The sequence below is a fragment of the Blautia sp. AF19-1 genome (assembly GCF_003479155.1).
In the GTDB taxonomy this organism is placed as follows: domain Bacteria; phylum Bacillota; class Clostridia; order Lachnospirales; family Lachnospiraceae; genus Fusicatenibacter; species Fusicatenibacter saccharivorans.
In genome coordinates, this window is record NZ_QUGQ01000001.1 from 77,532 (window position 1) to 101,401 (window position 23,870).

The 23,870-nt window shown below is 49.7% G+C and carries 23 protein-coding genes and 1 pseudogene; 1 reads left to right on the top strand and 23 read right to left on the bottom strand.

The features are described 5' to 3' along the window. Positions 1-54 precede the first annotated feature (54 nt). The 17 genes from DWX26_RS00350 to DWX26_RS00425 form a co-directional block, all read right to left on the bottom strand. Positions 55-375, bottom strand: a complete 321-nt coding sequence (locus tag DWX26_RS00350) for a hypothetical protein (protein ID WP_242856418.1) — start codon at positions 373-375, stop codon at positions 55-57. Positions 376-541: 166 nt separating this feature from the next. Next, positions 542-1,105, bottom strand: coding sequence for a Fe-S-containing hydro-lyase (locus DWX26_RS00355; RefSeq protein WP_055227520.1), 564 nt, complete (start codon positions 1,103-1,105; stop codon positions 542-544). Positions 1,106-1,107: 2 nt separating this feature from the next. After that, complete coding sequence (locus tag DWX26_RS00360; RefSeq protein ID WP_022461177.1) at positions 1,108-1,950, bottom strand: fumarate hydratase; 843 nt, start codon at positions 1,948-1,950, stop codon at positions 1,108-1,110. 136 nt (positions 1,951-2,086) lie between these two features. Continuing rightward, a complete protein-coding gene (locus DWX26_RS00365) occupies positions 2,087-3,697 on the bottom strand; it encodes an FAD-binding protein (RefSeq protein WP_118600504.1) in 1,611 nt (536 codons plus the stop codon). A gap of 14 nt (positions 3,698-3,711) precedes the next feature. Continuing rightward, positions 3,712-4,386 (bottom strand): 2Fe-2S iron-sulfur cluster binding domain-containing protein, encoded by a 675-nt coding sequence (locus DWX26_RS00370; RefSeq protein ID WP_022461175.1) that lies wholly within the window; start codon positions 4,384-4,386, stop codon positions 3,712-3,714. A gap of 16 nt (positions 4,387-4,402) precedes the next feature. Beyond that, on the bottom strand, positions 4,403-5,257 hold the full coding sequence (locus DWX26_RS00375) for an FAD/NAD(P)-binding protein (protein ID WP_022461174.1): 855 nt from the start codon (positions 5,255-5,257) through the stop codon (positions 4,403-4,405). After that, entirely contained in the window at positions 5,258-6,283 is a 1,026-nt protein-coding gene (locus DWX26_RS00380; protein ID WP_055227522.1) for a 4Fe-4S dicluster domain-containing protein, read from the bottom strand. A gap of 3 nt (positions 6,284-6,286) precedes the next feature. Then, a complete protein-coding gene (locus tag DWX26_RS00385) occupies positions 6,287-7,255 on the bottom strand; it encodes a 4Fe-4S dicluster domain-containing protein (protein WP_118600506.1) in 969 nt (322 codons plus the stop codon). Next, positions 7,240-7,692, bottom strand: coding sequence for a hydrogenase iron-sulfur subunit (locus DWX26_RS00390; RefSeq protein WP_022461171.1), 453 nt, complete (start codon positions 7,690-7,692; stop codon positions 7,240-7,242). The genes DWX26_RS00385 and DWX26_RS00390 overlap by 16 nt, the downstream gene beginning before the upstream one ends. After that, complete coding sequence (locus tag DWX26_RS00395; protein ID WP_022461170.1) at positions 7,683-9,671, bottom strand: CoB--CoM heterodisulfide reductase iron-sulfur subunit A family protein; 1,989 nt, start codon at positions 9,669-9,671, stop codon at positions 7,683-7,685. Before DWX26_RS00395 ends, DWX26_RS00390 begins: the two co-directional genes overlap by 10 nt. A gap of 33 nt (positions 9,672-9,704) precedes the next feature. Then, positions 9,705-10,088, bottom strand: coding sequence for a 4Fe-4S dicluster domain-containing protein (locus DWX26_RS00400; protein ID WP_022461169.1), 384 nt, complete (start codon positions 10,086-10,088; stop codon positions 9,705-9,707). After that, entirely contained in the window at positions 10,085-10,882 is a 798-nt protein-coding gene (locus DWX26_RS00405) for a CoB--CoM heterodisulfide reductase iron-sulfur subunit B family protein (RefSeq protein ID WP_022461168.1), read from the bottom strand. The genes DWX26_RS00400 and DWX26_RS00405 overlap by 4 nt, the downstream gene beginning before the upstream one ends. Before the next feature lie 206 nt (positions 10,883-11,088). After that, on the bottom strand, positions 11,089-12,036 hold the full coding sequence (locus DWX26_RS00410; protein WP_055219369.1) for an L-lactate dehydrogenase: 948 nt from the start codon (positions 12,034-12,036) through the stop codon (positions 11,089-11,091). Positions 12,037-12,539: 503 nt separating this feature from the next. Further along, positions 12,540-14,090, bottom strand: a complete 1,551-nt coding sequence (locus tag DWX26_RS00415) for a Mur ligase family protein (RefSeq protein WP_118594950.1) — start codon at positions 14,088-14,090, stop codon at positions 12,540-12,542. A 101-nt stretch (positions 14,091-14,191) separates the two neighbouring features. Continuing rightward, positions 14,192-15,559, bottom strand: coding sequence for an MATE family efflux transporter (locus tag DWX26_RS00420; protein WP_055219374.1), 1,368 nt, complete (start codon positions 15,557-15,559; stop codon positions 14,192-14,194). After that, complete coding sequence (locus DWX26_RS16640) at positions 15,535-15,837, bottom strand: hypothetical protein (protein ID WP_147326094.1); 303 nt, start codon at positions 15,835-15,837, stop codon at positions 15,535-15,537. Before DWX26_RS16640 ends, DWX26_RS00420 begins: the two co-directional genes overlap by 25 nt. Further along, a complete protein-coding gene (locus DWX26_RS00425; protein ID WP_118600508.1) occupies positions 15,810-17,141 on the bottom strand; it encodes an MATE family efflux transporter in 1,332 nt (443 codons plus the stop codon). The genes DWX26_RS16640 and DWX26_RS00425 overlap by 28 nt, the downstream gene beginning before the upstream one ends. A 167-nt stretch (positions 17,142-17,308) precedes the next feature. Here DWX26_RS00425 and DWX26_RS00430 point away from each other — a divergent pair, with 167 nt between their 5' ends. Further along, positions 17,309-17,926: a hypothetical protein gene (locus DWX26_RS00430; RefSeq protein WP_055219376.1), complete on the top strand. Its 618-nt coding sequence runs from the start codon at positions 17,309-17,311 to the stop codon at positions 17,924-17,926. A gap of 16 nt (positions 17,927-17,942) precedes the next feature. Here DWX26_RS00430 and DWX26_RS00435 read toward each other — a convergent pair whose 3' ends face one another. From DWX26_RS00435 to DWX26_RS00460, 6 genes and pseudogenes are all read right to left on the bottom strand, one after another. Further along, the gene (locus tag DWX26_RS00435; protein WP_118600510.1) at positions 17,943-19,121 is read right to left on the bottom strand and encodes a phosphopentomutase; all 1,179 of its coding nucleotides are present in this window, start codon (positions 19,119-19,121) and stop codon (positions 17,943-17,945) included. A gap of 19 nt (positions 19,122-19,140) precedes the next feature. After that, the gene (locus DWX26_RS00440; RefSeq protein WP_055219380.1) at positions 19,141-20,985 is read right to left on the bottom strand and encodes an ABC transporter ATP-binding protein; all 1,845 of its coding nucleotides are present in this window, start codon (positions 20,983-20,985) and stop codon (positions 19,141-19,143) included. Next, positions 20,966-22,705, bottom strand: coding sequence for an ABC transporter ATP-binding protein (locus tag DWX26_RS00445; RefSeq protein WP_334295232.1), 1,740 nt, complete (start codon positions 22,703-22,705; stop codon positions 20,966-20,968). Before DWX26_RS00445 ends, DWX26_RS00440 begins: the two co-directional genes overlap by 20 nt. Position 22,706: 1 nt before the next feature. After that, entirely contained in the window at positions 22,707-22,892 is a 186-nt protein-coding gene (locus tag DWX26_RS16670; protein ID WP_117760876.1) for a hypothetical protein, read from the bottom strand. Then, a pseudogene (locus DWX26_RS00455) lies at positions 22,888-23,031 on the bottom strand (MATE family efflux transporter); the annotation flags it as partial. The pseudogene DWX26_RS00455 and the gene DWX26_RS16670, both read right to left, overlap by 5 nt. Before the next feature lie 102 nt (positions 23,032-23,133). Further along, entirely contained in the window at positions 23,134-23,727 is a 594-nt protein-coding gene (locus DWX26_RS00460; protein ID WP_055219386.1) for an NUDIX hydrolase, read from the bottom strand. Positions 23,728-23,870 lie beyond the last annotated feature (143 nt).

The window sequence follows — 23,870 nt, forward strand, 5'->3', positions numbered from 1 at the left end:
ATCAAATGCCGCACCGCCGGGGATTCTGTAAGTTTAACTGTATTCCGCTGTTTTTTATTTCTCTGTTTCTCTTTTCTTATCCAGTTTCACATTGCGGAAGTACAGCACCATATCTACGGTGATCTCTGCAATGTTCAGGAAATAGAAAGCCCATGCAAGGAAAAAGATCCAGTCTTTGTCCGGATTGTTCATATAGCTGATAAATTTGTTGGCAATACCGAAAATATATCCGATCCAGATGAACACCTCAAAGTAAAGGCTCTTTCCTTTTGCTGTTCTTGAAGTCCAGGATTTATAAATGGACAGCGGCCAGGACAGGCCAAAGCACAGGATCATCAGTGCTTCCAGTAAGTGGCTTATCATTTCTACAGTCATGTTTTTCTTCCTCTTTCATTTCTTTTTCTGCCGAAAGTCGCTTGCAAGTGTTAATGCCCTGATGTCTTTCCAGCTTAAGAGCTGTCTGATTTTTTCAGACAGCTCTATGGTCTCTCTTGTATTTCGTCGTTATCATCATTCACAGATACCCGGCGAAACGTAACATTTAGTCTTCTTTATGCGCTTCTAAGTATTCTTTTCTTCCCATCTCATACAGATTGTTTCCGTAGCTGTCAATAATAACAAACAGTGGCATATCTTCTACTTCCAGACGGCGAAGTGCCTCTGCGCCGAGATCTTCGTATGCGATCAGCTCTGCTTTTTTGATGCATTTTGCAAGCAGTGCGCCGGCTCCGCCGATGGCTCCGAAGTATACGCCATGATATTTCTTCATGGCTTCTACCACTTCCGGAAGACGTGCGCCTTTACCGATCATTCCTCTTGCGCCTACGGACATCATGGTTGGAGCATACGCATCCATACGGCCGCTGGTGGTAGGACCTGCAGATCCGATGACCTGGCCTGGTTTTGCAGGGGTCGGTCCTACGTAGTAAATCGTAGCGTCTGTCGGATCAAACGGGATTTTTTCTCCTCTTGCGAGCGCTTCACACATTCTCTTGTGGCCTGCGTCACGGGAGGTATAGATGGTTCCGGAAAGATATACAGTATCTCCGGCATGCAGTGTTTTTGCCAGTTCTTCTGTTAAAGGCAGCTGAATATGTTTTTCCATGATCAGATCACCTCCGTTTTATGACGGGTAACATGGCAGTTGATGTTGACTGCACACGGCATTCCCGCGATATGAGTCGGCATTGTCTCAATGTTGAGGCCGATGGCTGTGGTCTTTCCGCCAAAGCCCTGCGGTCCGATGCCGAGTTTGTTGACTTTCTCCAGCATTTCTTTTTCCAGATCTGCGTAAAACGGATCCGGGTTCTCGGAATCGATCGGGCGCATCAGTGCTTTTTTCGCAAGCAGTGCACATTTATCGAAGGTTCCGCCGATACCAACGCCGACTACCATAGGCGGGCATGGGTTCGGACCTGCTGTCTCAACAACTTCCAGGATGAAATCCTTGATTCCCTGAAGACCTGCGGACGGTTTGAACATACGGATCATACTCATATTTTCGCTTCCGAAGCCTTTCGGGCCTACGGTAACTTTGATCTGCTCGCCAGGAACGATCTCGGTGTAGAGCATAGCCGGTGTATTGTCGCCGGTGTTTCCTCTTCTGACCGGATCTTTGACAACGGATTTTCTTAAGTATCCTTTGTCATATCCTCTTCTGACACCTTCGTTGACTGCCTCTGCAAGATCTCCTCCTGCGATGTGCACATCCTGTCCGATTTCCAGGAAAACACATGCCATTCCGGTATCCTGGCAGATCGGCACGTTCTGTGCGTCTGCGATCTCATAGTTTTCTACGATTTTGTCCAGAACACCTTTTGCAATCTCGCCATCCTCGCAGGCACGGCAGCCTGTGATGGCACATTTTACGTCTTCCGGAAGATGGTAGTTTGCTTCGATACAAAGTTTCTCTACCACATCCGTAATGGTACTAGCCTGAATTTCACGCATGGGGTTCTCCACCTTTCTTTACTTCTATGATTTATCGTACCGAAAAACCTTTTGGATTTCAGCACGGAAAGCGTGTCCCGGAAGCGGCTTTTAAACGCCGCCCCCTTCCGACACGCTTTTTCGCGGTTACTGCATTTTACAGGTGTCTTTTACCTGCATAATTCGGCAGAAGCTGCGGAGATACCATACCGGTATCAATACCTGCCTCTTTTAAGGTCTCAGCGTATTTCTCAACGTGATCCAGATTCATCTTGCCAAGCGTTACGTCTTTTGCTTTTGCTGCAGCAGCTTTTCCTGCATCGCGGCCAAATACAATAACGTCAAGCAGAGAGTTGCCCATCAGACGGTTTCTTCCGTGGATTCCTCCGACAGCCTCGCCTGCTACAAGCAGGTTGTTTACCGTATTGGTGAAGCCTTCGCCGTTGATTTCCAGACCGCCGTTCTGATAATGCAGGGTCGGGTAAACCAGAATCGGCTCTTTTCTCATATCGATACCATACTGCATGAACATACGGAACATAGCCGGAATTCTCTTCTCGATGGTTCCTTCTCCGTGAAGCAGATCGATCATCGGGGTATCCAGCCATACAGCCTTGCCCTGCGGAGTCTCAACGCCCTCGTTGCGGTCGTCGGAGCATTCACGAATAATGCTTGCTGCGGATACGTCACGGGTTTCCAGCGGATGCATGAAAGCTTCGCCGTCTACGTTTACAAGCATTGCACCAAGAGAACGTACTTTCTCGGTTACCAGAGCACCGAAGATCTGAGCCGGGTAAGCAGCTCCGGTCGGATGGTACTGAATGGTATCCTGATACAGAAGCGGAGCACCTGCACGGTATCCGAGGATCAGACCGTCAGCGGTTGCACCGTAGTGATTGGAGGTTGGGAAGTTGTTGTAGTGAAGGCGTCCTGCACCACCGGTTGCGATGATGACAGTTTTTGCTTTTGCTACCTGGTACTCTCCGGTCTCCATGTTCTGGAGAACAGCACCGGCAACCTGTCCCTTATCGTCTTTGATCAGCTCTACTGCAGATGAGAACTCAACGACCGGAATACCACGGTTGATGACTTCATCACGCAGAGTTCTCATAATCTCTGCTCCGGAGTAGTCACGGCACGCATGCATACGTTTTCTGGATGTTCCACCGCCGTGTGTTGTTACCATACGGCCGTTCTCATCTTTATCGAACATAACGCCGAGGTTTTCCAGCCAGGAGATTGCATCCGGAGCTTCCATTACGAGCTTGCGGAGCAGTTCCGGTCTTGCAGCAAAGTGTCCGCCGCCGAATGCATCAAGATAATGCTGTGCCGGGGAGTCATTCTCTTTGTCTGCTGCCTGGATACCACCCTCAGCCATCATGGTGTTTGCATCACCGATACGGAGTTTTGTTGTGATCATAACGTTAGCGCCTGCCTCATGTGCCTCGATCGCTGCAGAAGAACCTGCTCCGCCGGCACCGATAACGAGTACATCTACGTCGTAATCTACTTTGTCAAGGTCGATGTCAACACCTAAGATACGGCTGTTGGACTCCAGCAGATAGCCGAGCTCTGTCGGAACTTTCTCGCCTTTGTTCGGGCCGACTTTCAGGGTGATGAAGCCTTCCTCTTTATAGTCCGGATGATATGCTGCAAGAAGGGCATCTTTCTCATCCGCTGTCATTCTTCTTGGCTCATTTGCCATTCTCTGGGCTCTGGTAGCTTCCACCTTTTTGATGGATTCCTGCATATTAGCCAGTGTGTACATTCGAATTTCCCTCCTTATTTCTCGATCTCACGGTTATTGTAGAGTTCCTGGATTTCATCGATTGGTTTACCCATCACCTGTTCAATCAGATCATCGAATTTACCTTCGTGAATCTCTTCTACACGGTTTTTCAAATGCTCTGCTTTCGGAGCAATGTACTTTCCGTTCAGACGTCTTGCCAGCTCTCCTACCATCGGATGGGAGATTCCGGCCGGACAGCGGGATGCACAGATTCCGCAGCCGATGCAGTCGAAGGACTCTTCTGCACATTTTTTGAAGTCGCCTCTCTGTGCGTATGCGATATACTGCATAACGTTCAGATCCTGAGGACATCCTTTGGTACATGCATTACATCCAACGCAGCTGTAGATTTCCGGATACAGATCCATCATGACTCTCTGCTCTGCGCTGATCTCTTCGATATCGTAGGTTCTCTTGTCGATCGGATAGAACGGAAGGCTTGCGATATACATACCGTCTTCTACCTGTGTCTGACATGCCAGACAGGTTTTCAGCTCATTCTTTCCTTTGATTCTGTAGATGGTCGCACATGCACCGCAGAATCCGTGACGGCATCCGCATCCGCGTTTTAACTGATATCCGGCATACTCCATAGCGGTCATGATGGTCAGATCGCCAGGTACGGAATACTTCTTGCCGTAAACGTAAATATTTACCATTTCCTGCATTTTCTTCAACCTCCGTTTAATATTCGTTCGGTAATTCGTCAATCTCGTCGCAGCGGAAAACAGGGCCGTCCTTGCAGACGTATTTATCTCCGATGTTGCAGCGGCCGCATTTTCCGATACCGCATTTCATACGAAGCTCCAAAGTAGTGTAAACCTGTGTTTTCTCATAGCCCAGTTCCTGAAGTCCCTGAAGAACAAATTTGATCATGATCGGCGGTCCGCAGATCAGAGCTGTTTTGTCAACGGACATGTTCAGTTCTTTCACATAATTCGGAACGAATCCTACATGACCGTCCCAGCCTTCCTGCTCACGGTCAATCGTCAGATGCACGTTGACATCTTTTGCTTTCGCCCATACTTCCTGGATCTCTTTTAACTGTACCAGATCGTCTTTGGAACGGGAACCGTAAACGATATCTACGGTACCGTAGTTGTCACGATTGTCCAGTACGTAATTGATCACGGAACGCAGCGGAGCAAGTCCGATACCACCGGCGATGAACAGCAGGTCCTGTCCTTTTAATACAGTTTCTACCGGGAAATGATTTCCGTACGGTCCACGAACCAGGATTTCATCTCCTACGGACATATTATGAAGATAGTTTGTTAAAGTACCGCACTCCTTGATGGAGAACTCCTGGTACTCTTTGTTTGTCGGGGAGGATGTAATGGAAAACAGCGCCTCTCCAACGCCCGGCACGCAGAGCATTGCGCACTGGCCCGGCATATGTTCAAACAGCTTGGTGCCGTCCGGACGAACGATACGGAATGTCTTTACGTCCGGTGTTTCGCGGCGGATATCTGTGATGATACCGACCTGCGGCAGCAAAGCGTTTTTCTTTTCTTCGCTTCCACAACTACAATTGCACATTTACTTGGTACCTCCCATGCGTTTGATGACTTTTACGATATTCAGCGACTGCGGGCATTTCTCTACGCAGCGTCCGCATCCGACGCAGGAATACATTCCATCGTTGTTGTCCGGGAAGTAAACCAGCTTGTGCATGAAACGCTGACGGAAACGCTGCATCTGTGTGGTACGGTTGTTTCCTGCTGCCATCATCGTAAAGTCAGAGTACATACAGGAATCCCAGCAACGGTAACGCTGTACACCGTTTCCTGTATTGAAATCCTTGATATCATAGCACTGGCAGGTCGGACAGGAGAACGTACAGGTTCCGCAGCCTAAGCAGGCATCGGAAAGCTCTTTCCATTTCGGATCATCGAAACGCTCTTTTGTCTTGCCTACGCCCCATCCCTCGAGGGAGAGATTGCTGTTTGGCATCTTGTCGATCAGGGTACGGATGGCTTCTTTTTCAGCCTCAACCTCTTTTGCAAGATCCTGCTCGGTAAGGTATTCTTTCACAAGCTCTGTCAGCTTCTCACCCTTTTCGGTTTTTGCTTCCCATGCATAACCGTCAGCTACCTGCCACATCGCAACATCAGCCTGCGGTTCTGCCGCATCGATACCGAAGGTCTTGCAGAAGCAGCTGTCTTCCGGCTCATGACATGCAAGAGAAACCACAATGCCGTGCTCTCTTCTTGCTGCATAGTAAACGTCAGCCGGCTCGCTTAAGAATACGCGGTCCAGAACATCGAAAGCGCGGACATCGCATGGACGAACGCCGAAAATAGCGAACGGCGCATCTTTTAATGCTGCCGGCTCGATGCTGGTCTTGTTTGCCTTCTGATAGCAGGAGTAAAGAACTTCACTCTGCGGGAAAAAGGCGTCTTTTGGGGATTTTACGGTTTTTAAGGTATCGAGATCCACTTTCGCGTCCTCGGTCCAGAAACCGAAATTGGTAATTCCATTGTTTTGTACCGGAAGGAAAAGATCCATCTCCTTTGCAACAGCGGCAAGGAGCTCCGGCATTTTTTCTCTGCTAATCTGATACATCCCTTAACCCCTTTCCTTGACGATACTTGGCTCTACATCTTCCTGTGTGAAGTTGGTGAGCGGTGCACGGCTGTCAGTGTCTTCTCCTGCCTGATACTCTCCGTAGAACTCATCGATATCTTTGATGAATTTACGATTCAGAAGGTGCAGCGGAATATGCTGCGGACATACGCGGGAACACTCGCCGCAGTCCGTGCAGCGTCCGGCAACGTGGAATGCACGGATGATGTGGAACATCTGCTCCTCAAATGTCGTAGTGTTTGCTTTCTGTGCAGTATCGTAACGATCATTGTCAAATACGCATTTGATACAGCTGCAGGCCGGACATACGTTGCGGCATGCATTACAGCGGATACAGCGGGAAAGCTCATTCTGCCAGAATGCGAACCGTTCTTCCGGAGCCATTGCCTCAAGCTTTTCAACCAGTTCGAAACGGCCTTCTTTTGCCGGTTTTTCCTCGTCACAGCCTTCTGCGAGCTCGTCGTATGCTACATGTTTTCCACCCTTGCAGGCCTTACATCTCTCGAGGATGACATCCTCTCTTTTCAGCTCTTTGACACCATAAACCGTTGCAACTTTGATGGTATCGCCGTCCTCTGTTACAGCGGTAATACCCTTGCAGCCTGCTTCACGGATTTTCTCGATATCGAGTTTTCCGTCACATCCTACACCAACGATATAGGTTTTCTCGCGGTCCACACGATGCTCTTTGATTAACTGATTAAAGCTGTAGGTATCGCACGATTTTAAGAAAACGAGTGTTTTTCCTTCTTCTTTTGATGCTTTAATCATGTATTTGCTTAAGTTGGCACCACAGAATCCGTCATAGGTAAATTCGTCAAGACTCTCGGCACTTTCAAAAAATGCAGGCTCTGCGCTGAAATCTGTATCGCCTTTTCTCCAGCCAAGAACGCGGACTACGGTACCGTCAGACAGAAGCTCTTTTGCGCGTGATACTAATTTTTCTTGCATCGTAAATCCTCCAATCTGACATTTTTACCAAGACTTCTCACCTGCTCAATGAACTCGTTCATGGTCTGGGAGAATTTCACACCTTCTGCGGCGGATACCCATTCCACACGGGTACGTCCGTTTTCAACTCCAAGATAGTCGAGCATGGAGAACAGCAGGGTCATACGTCTTCTTGCATAATAGTTTCCTGTGCTGTAATGGCAGTCTCCCGGATGGCATCCGCAGAGGATGACTCCGTCAGCACCCTTCTGGAAAGCTCTTAAGATAAAAAGCGGATTAACACGGCAGGAACATGGAACACGGATGATCTTTACGTCTGCCGGATAGGAAAGACGGCTGGAACCTGCCAGGTCTGCTCCTGCGTAGGAGCACCAGTTGCAGCAGAATGCCACGATGACTGGCTTAAATTCTTTGTTTTCGTTGTTATCTATCGGCATATTGCATCTACCTCCGCGAGAATTTGTCTATTGGAGAATCCTTTCAGGTCCATAGCACCGGACGGACATGCAACGGTACATGCACCACATCCATGGCAAAGTGCGCCGTTAACGACTGCCACATGTCTGGTTTCGCGGATTCCGTGGTCGTTGACCTGACGATCTTCGTAAGAAATCGCGCCGTATGGGCAGACTTTTTCACAGGATGCACATCCGTTACAGAACAGCGGATTGGATTCTGCTGTACACGGGTTGGTGGTCAGTTTGTCTTTTGCAAGCAGTCCGACTACTTTGACAGCAGCTGCTCCGGCCTGTGCAACGGTTTCCGGAATATCTTTCGGTCCCTGGCATACACCGGAGAGGAAAACTCCTGCGGTCGGAGACTCTACCGGACGCAGTTTTGCGTGTGCCTCGGTAAAGAAGTCGTTGGTATCCATACTTGCAGTCAGCATGGTAGCCAGTTTTCTTGCATCTTTACTCGGCTCGATTGCCGTTGCAAGGACAACAAGGTCTGCTTCCATCTTGATCTGACGGTTGTCCAGAAGGTCGGATCCCTGTACCAGAAGACGTCCGTTCGGAGCCTCAGATACTTTTCCTACCTGACCCTTGATATAATCTACGCTAAACTCTTCTACTGCACGGCGATAGAACTCATCGAAGTTCTTACCCGGGGTACGAACATCAATGTAGAAGACATGTACATTGACATCCGGATAATGGTCACGCACCAGCATGGCCTGTTTTGCGGTGTACATACAGCAGATCTTGGAGCAATAGCTCTTTCCTCTGCAGGTTACGTCACGGGAGCCAACGCACTGGATAAATACGATATCCTTCGGATGCTCGCCATTGGAAAGACGTACTACTTTACCGCCTGTCGGGCCGGCAGCGTTCATCAGACGTTCCATTTCAAGAGAGGTAATAACGTCTTTGCTCTGGTTGTAATAATATTCATCAAACTTATCCAGATTGATGGTATCAAAACCGGTTGCAACAACGATAGCACCGTACTCTCTTGTAATTACTTCATCTTTCTGATCGTAATTTACTGCACCTGCTGCGCAGACTTTGGAACAGATACCGCATTTTCCGGTTTTGAAATGGATACAGTTTGCAGTATCAATGACCGGTACATTCGGAACTGCCTGTGCGAACGGTGTGTAAATTGCAGTACGTGTGGACAGTCCGCGGTTGAACTCACTTAAGTTTTTCTTAGATGGACATTTCTCCTGGCAGAGACCACATCCGGTACATTTGTCCATATCTACGTATCTTGCTTTTTTGCGGATATCTACTTTGAAATCACCGACAAATCCGCCAACGCTCTCTACTTCACTGTAGGTATAGATATTGATCTTCTCATGGGCGTTTACCTCTCCCATACGAGGAGTCAGGATACAGGAAGAACAGTCAAGGGTTGGGAATGTTTTATCGAGCTGGGACATTCTTCCGCCGATACTCGGGGTCTTCTCTACGATATCTACTTCATAGCCTGCATCTGCGATATCCAGTGCTGTCTGAATACCTGCGATACCGCCTCCGATCACCAGCGCACGTTTTACAACGCGGCTCTCGCCCGGGGTAAGCGGGGTGTCCAGCATAACTTTTGCAACGGCTGCACGGGCCAGGATCACGGCCTTCTCGGTAGCCTCTTCCATATCTTTATGAATCCAGGAACACTGCTCACGAATGTTTGCAATCTCCAGCTGATACGGGTTCAGACCCGCTTTTTCTGCTGCTTTGCGGAACGTTCCTTCATGCATACGAGGAGAGCAGGAACAGATAACAACGCCGGTCAGATGCTCGTTCTGAATGGCATCGATCACTTTCTGCTGACCTGTTTCGGAACACATATACTGATAATCCTCTGCATGTACAACACCCGGCTCTTTGCTGATGACATCAACAACTTTTTTAACATCAACGGTAGCCGCAATATTTGTACCGCAGTGGCAGACAAATACTCCTATTCTTTGCACTTTTCTCTCACCTTTCTGTGGATGGGTTGTTTTTTACTTTCTATATTTACGGAATGCACTCATCAGCAGCTGCTGCGGAGTCTCATCGTCCAGAAGTGCCGGAATTTCATCCGGGGAGAGATAATTCTCACCTTTCTGGCGGATGACAGAAAGACGGACTGCCTCGATCAGTTTGGCAGGTTTTACGTCTCTTGGACAGCGCTCTACGCATGCGAAGCAGGAGAGGCATTTCCAGATGGACTTGGAGTTCATCAGTGCTTCCACATCGCCGTTCTGTACATAGGATACGAACTGATGCGGACGGATGTCCATCTCATTGTAAGCAGGGCAGGATGCAGAGCATTTACCGCATCTCATACATTTTCTGGTATCCACGCCGGCGATGGCACGGATTTCATCGGATGTTACAATTTTCATGCCTGCACCTCCTCTTTGATGCCGAGTGCTTCTGCAAGAAGCTCGGTAAAGTAGGTAACCGGAAGACCTTCTTTTGTTCCGTTATTGCGCAGGTTGTACATGCAAAGCGGACATGCGGTGATCAGTTCTTCTGCTCCTTTGTAGGATGCGGACGCCATGATCTGGTCTACCATGTTGGATGCCATTTTCTTTTCTTTCAGGGATATGTAGCCACCGCAGCACTCATTTCTCATCGGATATACGACCGGTGTTGCGCCAAGGGCTTTGATAAAATCTTCAATGATTGTCGGGTTCTCCGGATCATCGAACTGCATTGTGGTGCTCGGACGAAGCAGCATACAGCCGTAATATGCGCCGATTTTTCTTCCTTTTAATGGATTTACCACTTTCTCTTTGATCTTGTCAAATCCAACGACGTCACGCAGCACTTCCAGATAATGAAGTACTTTCGTTTCGCCAAGATATGGCTCGGAAAGAGCCATGTAGTTGTTTACTTTTGTCTGAATGTCTTCTACATTCGCCATGTCATCGTTTACGCGTTTGATCACGTGATGACAGGCGGAACAGACTGTGATCAGATCCTGTCCTTTTTCTTTGGCGTCTGCTAAGGCGCGAACCGAAGAAAGTTTTGTGGCGATTTCATCGGATGCCTGTGGATACACAGCTCCGCAGCACTGCCAGTTTTCAATTTCTTCCAGTTCAAATCCCAGAACTTTTGCGCACTCTCTGGCATAGTGATCCAGATCTTTTGCTTTGTTCTTCAGCGTACAGCCCGGAAAATAACTGTAGGTCATGGAATTGCTCCTTTCTTACTTGCTCCTGTTGGTTTCCATTTTTCCTGCGGTATCTTCTGTCCGGCACCGGAAAAGTTTCCGGTACTCTTTTTATGTACACCCGGCGGAAAATTTCTTCAGGCGCACGTTAAGGCAGTGGGAGATACCGCTCTTTCGCACTTTCTGCCACTGCCATAAATTTTATGTTTTGAGCTTATTGCCCGCTCTTAGTGCTCGATCTGTGCGATAACTGCTTTTAATGCGTCGGCACTTGCTTTGAGTTTTTCTACTTCCTCTTTTGTCATACGCATCGGAATCTTGCCCTGTACGCCTTTCGGTCCAACGAGGGTCAGTGTGCTTAAGCATACATCCTCGATGCCGTACTCACCGTGCATCATGGAAGATACGGTTGCTACAGAATCGGAAGAAGAAAGAATGGTTGCTACCAGTTTGCATACTGCAACAGATACTGCATAGAAAGTAGCTCCTTTGTTTGCAATAACCTGTCCGCCGGAAGTTCTTACGTACTCCAGCATAGCATCTTTGTCGATCTTGGTTACGTTCCTGCCCATTTTTTCTACGGTCTCGTAGTACTCGTCCAGACTGACACCGGAAACGTAAGCGCCGCTCCACGGAATGAAGGAAGTATCGCCGTGCTCACCGAATACGTAAGCGTGGATGTTTTTCTGGGCAATGTTGAGGTGTTCAGACAGTCCGCAGCGAAGTCTCGCGGAATCCAGCATGGTACCAGAACCAAGGATCTGGTTTTCCGGAAGTCCGGAGATCTTTGTAAACACGTAGGTCATGATATCAACCGGGTTGCTTACAATGATGTAGATGGCATTCGGAGCCGCTTTTACGATTTCCGGTGTGATGGATTTTAAGATGTTTACATTGGTCTGGGTCAGCTCAATACGGGTCTGGCCAGGCTTTCTTGCAATACCGGAAGTAATAATTACGATATCAGAGTCCTTGGCATCCTCATACTCACCTGCGATGATGGAGACCGGATCGCGGAAGCAGGTACCCTGCGCGATATCCATAACCTCTCCCTCTACTTTTTTCTTGTTAATATCGATGAGAACAATCTCAGACGCGATGTCTTCGTTCGACAGTGTATAGGCGATCGTAGATCCAACGCTTCCAGCTCCAATGATGGTAATCTTGCTGCTCATAAATACTCCTTTCTAAAATACCCCTAGTTGGTTTTTGTGATTGATAAATTTTTCACTTTCCTTATCATAGCACTATGACAAGAATTTAACAAGTGTTTTTTTCGAGCATTTTCGTGAAATCTTTTTTCTCACTGAGCCCGTACGCTTCCAGAAGGGGTGTTCTGGATATATTTCAATACAATTATACCATTTTTTGTTCTTTTTCACAAGAATTCTTTCCAAAAACTTACAGCTTTGTCCTTCATCCCGCAGAATTCGTCTTTTTCCGCATGGTTCCCGGGTTTTTGCTTTCTGTGTTTAGTTTCACACGTCTAACTTTCGTTCGTTATATTTTTAACAACTTTTCGTCATACGGGCTAGTTTCTGTCCTTCTTTTCTACATTTTGTAGGATGTATCCGCCAAATTTCCTGTCTGATTTTCATTTCTGCTGCCGCCAGACGCAAAAAAGACACGGATTTTTCTGTTCCGTGTCTTTTTTGCTCTGTTTTTTCTGTTTTTGCTTCTATTCTTCTGTTTCACGAGCCGTTGCCGCTTCGGCAAATGCATTTCCATATTCGGCAAGCGCCTCTTTTGCATAGACGGCATCTGACCGGTACGGCACATTTCTGTTTCCGACGTGCATCGTCACGTCCGCGCCTTTTCCAAGGATCAGAACAACCTCTCCCGGTACGGCGCCAAGAATCGCCTCCCGGATTGCTGCTCCGCGGTCCATGCGGATCTGGAAGGATGCACCTTCCTTTGCTATGTACCCGCCGATCTCCTCACAGATCGCCTGCGGATCTTCGTTTCCCGGATCATCCGGTACGAGGAAAATCCGGTCCGCCCGTTTTCCGGAAATCTCACCCATATCTTTTCTGCGGTTGAATGCTTTTCCGCCCGGGGTTCCGAACACAACGCTTACGCGGCTCCCCGGGTATTCGAGTGCTACGGTATCAAACATTTTTTCAAAACTCAGGCCATTGTGCGCGAAATCCACGATCGCCGTGACCTCGCCCGCGCTGCTCTCATACGTCTCCATCCTTCCCGGAACGGTGACGCCAAGGAGGCTTTCCTTGATCAGCGAAACCGGGATTCCCATCGACCAGGCAGCCGCAATGGCAGCTACGGCATTCTCCACATTGAAGGCTCCGTGCACCGGCAGGGTAAAATCTTCCGAGAAATCCGGTCCTGCCACATGGAAATAGAATTTTCCTCTGCCCGGCTTGATATCACTCACGCGGATTACAGCATTTTCTTTTGATCCAAACGTAACGACGCGCTCACATTTTGCCGCAGCTTTCAGGATTTCCCCGATATGGTCGCTGTCCAGGTTCACGCAGGCGCAGGTGCAGCGGTCGAAGATCTTTAATTTCGACTGGAAATAATCATCAAAATCCTTGTGCTCCGTCGGGCTGATGTGGTCCTTGGAGATGTTCAGGAAAATGGCGGTATCAAAATGCGTGTTTCCGACTCTCTCGTATTTGAGCGCCTGGGAGGATACTTCCATCACCATATGGGAAAGGCCTGCATCTACGGCATTGCGCATATGGCGGCACAGCTCCAGGGATTCCGGCGTGGTGAGCGTTGATGCTTCTCTCGTCTTTCCGTCGTAATATTCAATCGAACTTAATAGTGCACATCCGTTTCCGCCCTGTTTTTTCAGGCAGGCATCGAGCATCGACTGCAGGTAGTAGGCTGTCGTTGTCTTTCCTTTTGTTCCGGTCAGCGCCGTGACATGCAGCGACTTTGCCGGATAATCGTAAAACGCCTCACCCAGCACAAACTGTGCTTTTCTGGCATCGTTGACGATGAGCGCCGGAATTTCTTTTCCCGCTTCGTATTCTTTTTCACTTACATAGGCAACAGCACCGCGGTTTACGGCGTCTTTTAAGTATGCCTCTTTGAATGCAGCTCCTTTGCAGAGAAACAGCGTTCCCTGATCCGCTCCGCCCGAAAAATACGTTACGAGGGTAACGGGTCTGTCCTCTCCTTCTTTTCCTTCCGGCTCTGCAAATTCCACCAGAAGGCCTTTCTGCTCCAGAAGTTTCTTATATTCTAATACCGACTGTTTCATAGGATATCTTCCTCTCTTCTATGGGATTCTTTTTCAGCTTTCCTAAAATCCAGGCTCCATTATACCAGAATTGAAACAGCTTGTCCATCTTGCGGCACGGCTTACATCATCTGCGCATTTTTCTCAAAAAGAGAACGAAGCGTTTTTGCGCAGTACAGGTACGCCGGAACGAGAAACAGATCGGCGAGAATCCATGCCACCGGGCTTGCGAAGCAGACTGCGGTGTAACCAAAATACGGAACCAGGAAAAAGGCTACCACCGAACGGCCGATCATCTCGCAGACGCCGGCAAGGATTGCAAATTTGCTGAAGCCCATGCCCTGCACGGTAAAGCGTACGACATTGACAAGGGTCAGCGGAATGTAAAATACCATGTTGATCAGCAGCATCTGACGCGCCTGGTCGAGGATGACCGTCTCGGATGCATCTACAAAGAGAAGCGAAATCTGGCGGGACCACAGAAACATAACTCCTAAAATGACCACGGAATACACGCTTCCAATAATGGAACTTGTCAAAATACCGGTGTTGACACGATCCATCTTCTTCGCACCGACGTTCTGTCCGGCATACGTCGCCATAGTGGAGCCGAGCGCGTCGAACGGGCAGCAGCAGAACATGGAAATTTTACCGGCAGCCGTAACAGATGCAACCGCAGTGGAACCAAGGCCGTTGACAGCGGTCTGCAAAATAACACTTCCGATCGCGGTGATTGAATACTGCAATCCCATCGGGATTCCCATATTGCACAGATTAAGCACATAATGCTTGTGCAGCTTCCAGTCCTCTCTCGTAAAAGCAAGGATGGTGAATTTTTTCTTCATATAAAAGAGACACAGGAATCCAGAGACTCCCTGCGCGATAATCGTCGCCCACGCGGTTCCCGCTACTCCCATCGGGCGGACCAGCGCAAGATCTAGCACGATATTCAGTATTGAAGAGATACCGAGGAAAATCAGTGGGGAGCGGCTGTCGCCGAGGCTCCGCATGATTGCTGATGTCTGGTTATAGAGCACCATAAGCGGAATTCCGAGGAAAATAACAAAGATGTAAGCGTATGCACCGTCCAGAATATCGGACGGGGTTTTCATCAGAATCAGAATGTCGCGGCACCAGATGCAGACAAGAACGGTCATCACCACGGAAAGAATACCGGCCAGGACGGCTCCATTTCCTACATACCGGCACAGCGCTTTCCGGTCTCCTGCCCCGAACATCTGCGCAACCGGAATTGCAAATCCGCTGCAGACTCCCATACAGAATCCCACGATCATGAAGTTGATCGAACCTGTACTGCCAACAGCCGCGAGCGCTTTCGCGCCTAAGAATTTTCCTACAATAATCGTATCGACCATGCTGTAAAACTGCTGGAACAGCATGCCGAGCAGCAGCGGCAGTGCAAACCCCAGAATCAGTTTTACCGGGCTGCCGTTTGTCAGATCTTTTACTGCACTTTTCTTTGTTGCCATGTGATGTCCTCCCTATTGTCGTATGTTTTTGCTTCCCCTTTTTGTCGAATCTCATGCCATTTTATATCTTGTTTTCTCAGAATGCAATCCCGTAATACTGCCGAATTAAGAGACGTTTTTTCATCACTTTTACGTGTTTTTGACATGGCGGCCGCCTGTGCAGGAATTCTGTTTTTTTGCGCACGCCAAAAGCGGCTGCGGCAGGTTCCCGTTCCGGAACGCTGTGCCGCAGCCGCTTTGCTGTTCTTTCTTATTTTGCAAATTCTTTCTTTTTCCACTGAAGCAGAATCATCACAGCCACCAATGCGGTCAGAAAATCAGAAACCGGCTGGGAGGCAATAACACCGGAAAAACCGGCAAGTTTTGAAGCGCAGAAAATTACAATGGCAAAAATCACGCCCTGACGTCCTGCTGAAAGAATCATTGCTCCTGCCCCGTTTCCGATCGCCTGGAAAATACAGGTCGATGCGAGTACGATACCAACAAACGGCATACCAATGAGCTGGACGCGGAGGATCTGCTGGGCCACTGCAATGACATCCGCCTCTTTTAAGAACAGTCCCACGAGAAGCGGAGCCGCCGCACCGAGCACAACCGCCATTCCGGCACCGGTCAGCACTTCCAGGAGGAAGGCAAAGCGGATCGTCTCACTGAGACGTTTTTTATTTTTCGCTCCATAATTGTATCCGACCAGCGGCTGTCCGCCAAAAGCGAAACCGACCATCACAAGAACAGAAATCATAATAATTTTCAAAGCAATTCCCATCGCTGCAACTTTGTCCGTTCCATACGGCTGCAAAAATCGGTTCGTCAGCGTCACGCCGATGCTCTGCATGAAGTTTGTGACGGATGCCGGAATGCCGATGGCAAGAACGGCGAGCACCTCTGCTCCGGTCATTTTCAGTTTTCGGAAATCGACGGAGAGATAGCGGCATTTCTTTATCATAAAGATAACATAGAAAATATCACCGCAGATGTTGCCGATCACCGTTGCAATCGCTGCTCCGGCTGCTCCCATGCCGAGCGTGTAAATAAAGATCGGGTCAAGAATGATGTTGACGACGGCTCCCAGCATTGTTCCGATCATCGAGGCTTTTGCGAAGCCCTCGGTCCGAAGAAGATTGTTCGGCGTCAGCTGCAGGATGATAAACGGTGCGCCGAGTGCAATCCACTGGTAATAGTCCCCCGCATACTGCCACGTCGTCTCATCACAGCCAAGCAGGCCAAGGATCGGCTGTTTGGCGGCAAGCAGGATGATGCCGACCGCAATGCCGACAGCAATCGCTGCGTAAAAGCAGAATACGCTGATCCGTCTTCCGTCCTCGTACTCTTTTTTACCGAAGAGGCGCGAAATGACGGAACTGCCGCCGACGCCGAAGATGTCACCGAGTGCAATCATCAGCGTGAAAATCGGTGTGCCGAGCGATACGCCGGCAATCAGTGCCGTGTTTCCGGTCCGCGCGATGAAAAAAGTATCTACCATATTATAGATCAGCGACACGACCATGCCGAGCACGACCGGAAGTGCGAGCGTCATATATGCTTTGGACACTTTTGTTTTCTCAAATAATTCGTTTTCCATTTTGAAAACTCCCCTTTCCTCTTTTTCGGTTACAGTTCACTGGTACCCAGCAAACTGTAACATTTTTCATTCTGGTTTATCTTAGCAGACTTTCTTGCTTTTTCTTGTGTCATATGTCACAATAAAGAAAAAGTTTTCCAAAAATTTTTCTGTGAAAGGATTTTCCTATGAAACGAATTTTTGATCCGGCTCTGCTGGACTTTTATCTTCAGAAACATGAGATCCCATCTCTTTTCGATACCCCGGATCTCGCATTTTCTCTGTATCAGTTTGAAAAGGGCGAACGGCTCGACACGCTGAATCCGGAGGAATACCTCTCGTTCCTCGTGGACGGTTCCATCGAGATCAGCGCCAACCGCGCCGACGGCACGAGCTACCCGATCGGCTATCTCGACGGCTTTACCTGCATCGGCGATATGGAATTCTGCGGAAAACGCGATGATACGCACCAGATCGAGGCACGCACCACCGCGCTTTGTATTGTTCTGCCGCTCGCTTCCACGAAAGAGCTTCTGCTGAACGACAACCGCTTTTTACGATATCTTTTAAACTCTGTCACCGAAAAGCTGATGCTTTATTCCAGCTCCCAGTCGAATTTTTCCACGCTCGAGGAATCCTTCCTCTCTTATCTCTCAGAGCGCTGTCCGGATCAGACGTTTTCCGGCGTGGAAAAGATGGCCATGCAGCTCCACTGCAGCCGCCGCCAGCTCCAGCGGGTTTTAAAGAAGCTGCTCGAAGAAGGACAGCTTGTGAAACTTTCGAAAGGTTCTTACCGCCTCAGCTGAAAACGCCATCGCTTCCTTATTTCCACGATTCCAGGATCGATGTTCCGATCGTTCCCTCCGGCATTTTTACGCCGAAGTTCTCTGCAACGGATGCGCCGATCACAGCGAAGGTGTCCTTCGTCTCCTGAAGGCCGCTCTCCTTCATAGACGGTGAGTACGCAAGGAGCGGCACCTGTTCTCTGGTGTGGTCCGTTCCGGTATAAGTCGGGTCGTTGCCGTGGTCTGCCGTGATCAGGAGCAGATCGTCGTCTTTTAACTGCTCCAGCAGCTTTCCAAGGTTCACATCGAATTTTTCAATCTCTTTTCCGTAGCCTTCCGGGTTTCTTCTGTGGCCCCAGAGTGCATCGAAATCGACGAGGTTGACAAAGCACAGTCCGGTAAACTCTTTTCCTGCCGTCTCAATCGTCTGCTCCATGCCGTGGACGCTGCTCTTGGATTTCAGACTCTCCGTGATGCCCTCGCCGCAGAAAATATCGTTGATTTTTCCGATACTGATGACATCATATCCTGCCTCCTGCATCGCGTTGAGCACGGTTTTTCCCGTCGGTTTGACAGCGTAGTCGTGACGGTTTGCGGTGCGGACGAACTCTCCTTTTTTCTTTCCGACGTACGGTCTTGCAATGACACGGCCGACTTTCCACTCGTCTTTCATGGTCAGCTCACGGGCAATCTCGCAGTAATGATACAGCGTCTCCAGTCCCATCGTCTCCTCGTTGCCGCAGATCTGCAGTACGGAATCCGCCGAGGTATAGACAATCAGTTCTCCGTTTTCGATCTCGCGCTCTGCCAGCTCATCGAGGATCTCCGTTCCGCTCGCCGCCTTATTGCCGATGATCTTTCTGCCGGTTCGTTTTTCCAGCTCGTCGATCAGTTCTTTCGGAAATCCGTGGTCGGTGAACGTAACGAACGGCTTTGTCGTGTAAATTCCCATCATCTCCCAGTGGCCGGTCATGGTGTCTTTTCCGTTGCTCGCCTCGTTCAGTCTTCTGGCGTAACTCTTTGCCTCATCCTCTGTCACACCGCAGAGATTTCCCATGCCGAGGCGGCGCAGGTTCGGGATTTCAAGGCCTCCCTGACTCTCCCAGATGTGGCCGAAGGTATTGACACCGACATCCCCAAACTTCTCCGAATCCGCCATCGCCCCGATTCCGAGAGAATCCAGGACGATCAGAAAAATACGGTTATATTTTCTCATACTCTTTACTCCTTTCTTTTTAACTCAGCTCAAACATTCCATGATAGAGCTGATAATATTTTCCTTTCTGTGCCAGAAGTGCGTCGTGGTCGCCGCGCTCTACGATATTTCCCTGCTCCAGCACCATGATCGCATTGGCGTTTCGCACGGTGCTTAAGCGGTGGGCGATGACAAATACGGTTCTGCCCTCCATGAGCTGGTCCATTCCTTTTTCGATCAGCGCCTCGGTTCTGGTGTCAACGGAAGATGTTGCCTCGTCAAGAATCAGCACCGGCGGATCGGCAACGGCGGCACGGGCAATCGCGAGAAGCTGGCGCTGGCCCTGGGAGAGGTTGGCTCCGTCGGAGGTCAGCATCGTGTCGTAGCCGTTCGGCAGACGGCGGATGAAGGAATCCGCATTCGCAATTTTGGCCGCATGTTCAATTTCTTCCTGCGTGGCATCGAGTTTTCCAAAACGGATGTTTTCTGCTACGGTTCCCGTGAACAGATGGGTATCCTGCAGAACGATACCGAGGGAGTGGCGCAGAGCGTCTTTTTCGATATCTTTTACGTCAATGCCGTCGTAGACAACCGCGCCGCCCTGGACGTCGTAGAAACGGTTGATCAGGTTCGTGATCGTCGTTTTTCCGGCTCCTGTGGAACCGACAAAAGCAATTTTCTGGCCTGGTTTGGCATACAGGCTGATGTTCTTTAAGATCAGACGGTCTGCCGTGTAGCCGAAATCCACGTTTTCAAAACGCACATCGCCCTTTAATTCCGTCATCGTTCCGTCCGGGCGCTTCCATGCCCAGCGGCCTGTTGTCTCTTCGCAGACGGCAAGTGCGCCGTTCTCTTCTTTTACGTTGACCAGTTCCACTTTTCCCTCATCGATTTCCGGCTCCAGGCTCATCACGTCGAAGACACGCTCCGCACCGGCGAGCGCTGAGAGAAGGAAGTTGCTCTGCTGGGTGAACTGGTTGATCGGAAGCGCCGCCTGGCGGACAAAGACAAGGTAGCTTGCCAGGCTTCCGATATCGGCTTTTCCGTGCAGGGCGAGAAGGCCGCCGAGCACTGCCACAATCGCATAATTGACATACGAAATGCTGACAACGACAGGAACCATCGTCGCCGCATACCCCTGCGCGCCGGTTCCCGCTTTCCGGAGCTCCTCATTCTTTTTGCAGAATTCCGTAAAGCTCTCTTCTTCGTGGTGGAACACCTTGACGACTTTCTGTCCGGTGATCAGCTCCTCAATATAGCCGTTCAGTTCTCCGAGGCTGTTCTGCTGCTTCGTATAATAACCCTTGCTGCGCTTTCCGCTGAACTTGATATACCAGAACATGATACCGTAGCACACCGTTACAATCAGCGAGAGCCGCCAGTTTAGGATATACAGCAAGGTCAGTGTTCCCACAATCTGGATGAAGCTCTGGATAACCATCGCAAAACTGTTGTTCAGGGCATCTGCCATCGTGTCGATATCGTTCGTGAAAAGACTCATGATATCGCCGTGGCGTCTGCTGTCGAAGAACTGCAGCGGCAGTGTCTGGACGTGTTCGAACAGATCGCGGCGGATATCAAATACAACCTGCTGTGCTGCTTTTACCATGGTCTGCGTGTAGCCGTATGCTGCGAGTGCGCCGCACCCGAAAATGAGTGCCGTAATCAGCACGCCGCGCAGCAGTGTGTGCACATCTCCGTCCGCCAGTCCGTTGACAACCGGGCGGATCATATACGTTCCAAAGAGGTTGGCTCCCGCGCTGATTGTTACCAGTACCGCTACGACTGCGAGCATTTTTTTGTGCCGTCCCAGATAAGACAGGAAGACGCGCAGCGTGTGTTTCAGGTTCTTTGGTTTCTTTCCGCTATAAGCTCTCGCTGCCATTTTCGTCTCCTCCTTTCATCTGTGAGGCGTAAATTTCCTGATAAATCGGGTCATCCGCCAGCAGTTCAGCGTGCGTGCCGATCCGGTGTACTTTTCCGTCATCAAGAATGATGATCTGATCCGTATTCATGACGGATGTTACTCTCTGCGCAATGATAATTTTTGTGACATTCTTCCGCGCCGCCAGTGCCTCGCGGATCTTTTTCTCCGTTGCCGTGTCGACCGCACTTGTCGAATCATCGAAGATCAGGATTTTTGCCTTTCCGATCAGCGCACGCGCGATGCAGAGACGCTGCTTCTGGCCTCCGGAGAGGTTGCTTGCGCCCTGCTCGAGCACGGTGTCGAGGCCGTCCGGCATGCGGTTCAAAAATTCATCCGCACACGCCGCGCGGCATGCTTCCCAGATCTCCTCATCGGATGCATCCACATTGCCCCATTTCAGGTTTTCACGCACGGTTCCGGAGAACAGCACGTTTTTCTGCAGAATGATATTGACTGCATCGCGGAGAGCGGCAAGATCGTACGCGCGCACATCCTTTCCGCCGACGCGGACGGTGCCGCGGCTGGTATCATACAGACGCGGAATGAGCTGCACCAGCGTCGTTTTCGAAGAACCTGTTCCTCCGAGGATTCCTACCGTCTGACCAGCTTTGATCTTCAGCGTAACATCGGAGAGTGCGTACTCTTTTGCTTCTTCTTTGTATTTAAACGATACGTTGTCAAACTCCACGCTGCCCTCTGTCACTTCTGTTACACCATTTTCCGGCGAGGTGAGCACGATTTTCTCATCGAGCACCTCGACAATCCGGTGTGCGCTCGCCATGGAACGGGTCAGAAGCAGGAAGACGTTTGCAATCATCATCATCGAGTTCATGACCTGCATGACGTAGCTTAGAAATCCGGTCAGGTTTCCGACGGCAAGCTGTTTTTTCAGAATCATATTTCCGCCGAACCACAGAATCAGCACGATCGCGGTATACATGACGCCCTGAAATGCCGGCAGATTCAGCACGGCGTAGTGGAACGTCTGCTCGCTCGCTGCGGTCAGGTCGGTGTTGACCTCGTTGAATTTGTCTTCCTCGTACTCATCCCGCACGAAAGCTTTGACGGCACGGATCGCGGTCAGCCCCTCCTGGACAACGTTGTTCAGGCGGTCCACCATGGACTGCAGTTTTGTGTACATCGGGGCAACTCTCCGCACAATCAGGGAGAGAATAAAGCCAAGAAGCGGGGTACATACAAGGAATACAAATGCCAGCCGCGGATTCATATAGAATGAAAGGCCGATTCCCATAATCAGAAGCGACGGTCCGCGCGTGATCGGGCGGAAGCCGGCGCTTACCATATTCTGGATGACGGTAACATCCGTCGTCATACGGGTGATCAGGGATGATACCGCAAAGTGGTCGAGGTTGGAAAATGCATACTGCTGCATTTTCTCATACTCCGCCTTCCGGATCTCAGCTCCCCAGCCGTACGTCGCCCGCGCCGCAAAGTGCGCGTATAAAATTCCGGTCACAAGCGCACAGAGCGCGCAGATTCCCATCTGGATTCCCTTGCGGTAAATGTAAGTGATATCGCCGTTCGCAACGCCGATGTCAATCAGATTGGAAATCAGAATCGGAATAAAAAGTTCAAAACACGTTTCTACCAATACCAGCACTGCTCCGAAAATCATATCCCGCTTGTAGGGACCTGCATACGAGAGCAGACGCTTCATATCATTCATCTTCTGTCACGTCCTCCTTTTGCTGTTTTTCGGAGTCCATTTTACCATACCCCGGCACGATTTTCAACGCGCCGAAATAATCCCTTTTACCCCAAAAATCCCCTTTTCCCAACAACTTTTCTGTCGTCAGAAAAAGAGGATCGTTTTCTGGAAGCTTAAGTCTACCTTTTGAACGCATTGACCAGTGACACACCGGAAACCGCCGCCTCTCCGACAAATCCGATAACAAACACGTCCGCAATTCCGACCAGAGCCACCAGAAGCTGCTCTAGGAAAAGCGGAATAATCAGCTTTTTCAAATCCTGATTTGTAAACATAAAACCCCTCCTGCCATTTTTCTTTCTGTCTCTATTTTAGACATCTAACATCTCATTTGTCTAATGCTTATTCTAAATGGCAGTTCATACGCGGATTGCATATTACACTTCACAGAAATCTCTTTTCACTTTCTCACACAGCTTGCCATACACACGCTCCACAAACCATGGCTCTGTCGATTTTTCTGCGATCTGCTCCACCGGAATCCAGCCGACTGCGCTGTTTTCATCCGGCTTGCAGCGGATTTCCTGTACCGGGTCTGCTTCCATGAGATATGTCACATTCAGATGGAGATGTGCCGTCACGTACTTTCCGCGCTTCACATGGCCGTCCACCGACAGGATTTCGAGCGAGAATGGCTGATCCGATAAGAGCTTCACCTCTTCAATCCCGGATTCCTCCTTCACTTCTCTTACCGCCACGCTGCAAAGATCCGCATCTCCGTCCGCGTGGCCGCCGAGCCATGCCCAGGAATGGTAAATATTGTGATACGCCATCAGCACCTGCTTCCGATCCGGGCTTACGACCCAGGCGGAGGCAGTCAGATGTGCGGTCTCATTTTCCCGCGTCAAAATATCGCATCCGCTCTCCATCCATTTCAGCAGAATCGCCCGATCCCGCTCTTCCTGCTCATTGTACGGACGGTATTCCCGGATCTGCCGCAGCAGGTTTTCTTTGGCTGTTTCATTCTGCATCCGTTTTCCCTCCCACTTTGATTTTAAACGATTGATAAAAAAGACCCCGGCGCCTGTATTTCTACAGACCGCCGGGGTCTCCTTACGTTTGAACACAAATCATGCTACTGCATGAAAATCCTGATTCGGACAGATTCTGCTTA

Excerpts from the sequence above, each read along its gene's own strand:
- DWX26_RS00350 (WP_242856418.1), bottom strand. The coding sequence starts at position 375 with ATGACTGTAGAAATGATAAGCCACTTACTGGAAGCACTGATGATCCTG.
- DWX26_RS00355 (WP_055227520.1), bottom strand. The coding sequence starts at position 1,105 with ATGGAAAAACATATTCAGCTGCCTTTAACAGAAGAACTGGCAAAAACA.
- DWX26_RS00360 (WP_022461177.1), bottom strand. The coding sequence starts at position 1,950 with ATGCGTGAAATTCAGGCTAGTACCATTACGGATGTGGTAGAGAAACTT.
- DWX26_RS00365 (WP_118600504.1), bottom strand. The coding sequence starts at position 3,697 with ATGTACACACTGGCTAATATGCAGGAATCCATCAAAAAGGTGGAAGCT.
- DWX26_RS00370 (WP_022461175.1), bottom strand. The coding sequence starts at position 4,386 with ATGCAGGAAATGGTAAATATTTACGTTTACGGCAAGAAGTATTCCGTA.
- DWX26_RS00375 (WP_022461174.1), bottom strand. The coding sequence starts at position 5,257 with ATGTGCAATTGTAGTTGTGGAAGCGAAGAAAAGAAAAACGCTTTGCTG.
- DWX26_RS00380 (WP_055227522.1), bottom strand. The coding sequence starts at position 6,283 with ATGTATCAGATTAGCAGAGAAAAAATGCCGGAGCTCCTTGCCGCTGTT.
- DWX26_RS00385 (WP_118600506.1), bottom strand. The coding sequence starts at position 7,255 with ATGCAAGAAAAATTAGTATCACGCGCAAAAGAGCTTCTGTCTGACGGT.
- DWX26_RS00390 (WP_022461171.1), bottom strand. The coding sequence starts at position 7,692 with ATGCCGATAGATAACAACGAAAACAAAGAATTTAAGCCAGTCATCGTG.
- DWX26_RS00400 (WP_022461169.1), bottom strand. The coding sequence starts at position 10,088 with ATGAAAATTGTAACATCCGATGAAATCCGTGCCATCGCCGGCGTGGAT.
- DWX26_RS00405 (WP_022461168.1), bottom strand. The coding sequence starts at position 10,882 with ATGACCTACAGTTATTTTCCGGGCTGTACGCTGAAGAACAAAGCAAAA.
- DWX26_RS00410 (WP_055219369.1), bottom strand. The coding sequence starts at position 12,036 with ATGAGCAGCAAGATTACCATCATTGGAGCTGGAAGCGTTGGATCTACG.
- DWX26_RS00415 (WP_118594950.1), bottom strand. The coding sequence starts at position 14,090 with ATGAAACAGTCGGTATTAGAATATAAGAAACTTCTGGAGCAGAAAGGC.
- DWX26_RS00420 (WP_055219374.1), bottom strand. The coding sequence starts at position 15,559 with ATGGCAACAAAGAAAAGTGCAGTAAAAGATCTGACAAACGGCAGCCCG.
- DWX26_RS00425 (WP_118600508.1), bottom strand. The coding sequence starts at position 17,141 with ATGGAAAACGAATTATTTGAGAAAACAAAAGTGTCCAAAGCATATATG.
- DWX26_RS00430 (WP_055219376.1), top strand. The coding sequence starts at position 17,309 with ATGAAACGAATTTTTGATCCGGCTCTGCTGGACTTTTATCTTCAGAAA.
- DWX26_RS00435 (WP_118600510.1), bottom strand. The coding sequence starts at position 19,121 with ATGAGAAAATATAACCGTATTTTTCTGATCGTCCTGGATTCTCTCGGA.
- DWX26_RS00440 (WP_055219380.1), bottom strand. The coding sequence starts at position 20,985 with ATGGCAGCGAGAGCTTATAGCGGAAAGAAACCAAAGAACCTGAAACAC.
- DWX26_RS00445 (WP_334295232.1), bottom strand. The coding sequence starts at position 22,705 with ATGAAGCGTCTGCTCTCGTATGCAGGTCCCTACAAGCGGGATATGATT.
- DWX26_RS16670 (WP_117760876.1), bottom strand. The coding sequence starts at position 22,892 with ATGCGTTCAAAAGGTAGACTTAAGCTTCCAGAAAACGATCCTCTTTTT.
- DWX26_RS00460 (WP_055219386.1), bottom strand. The coding sequence starts at position 23,727 with ATGCAGAATGAAACAGCCAAAGAAAACCTGCTGCGGCAGATCCGGGAA.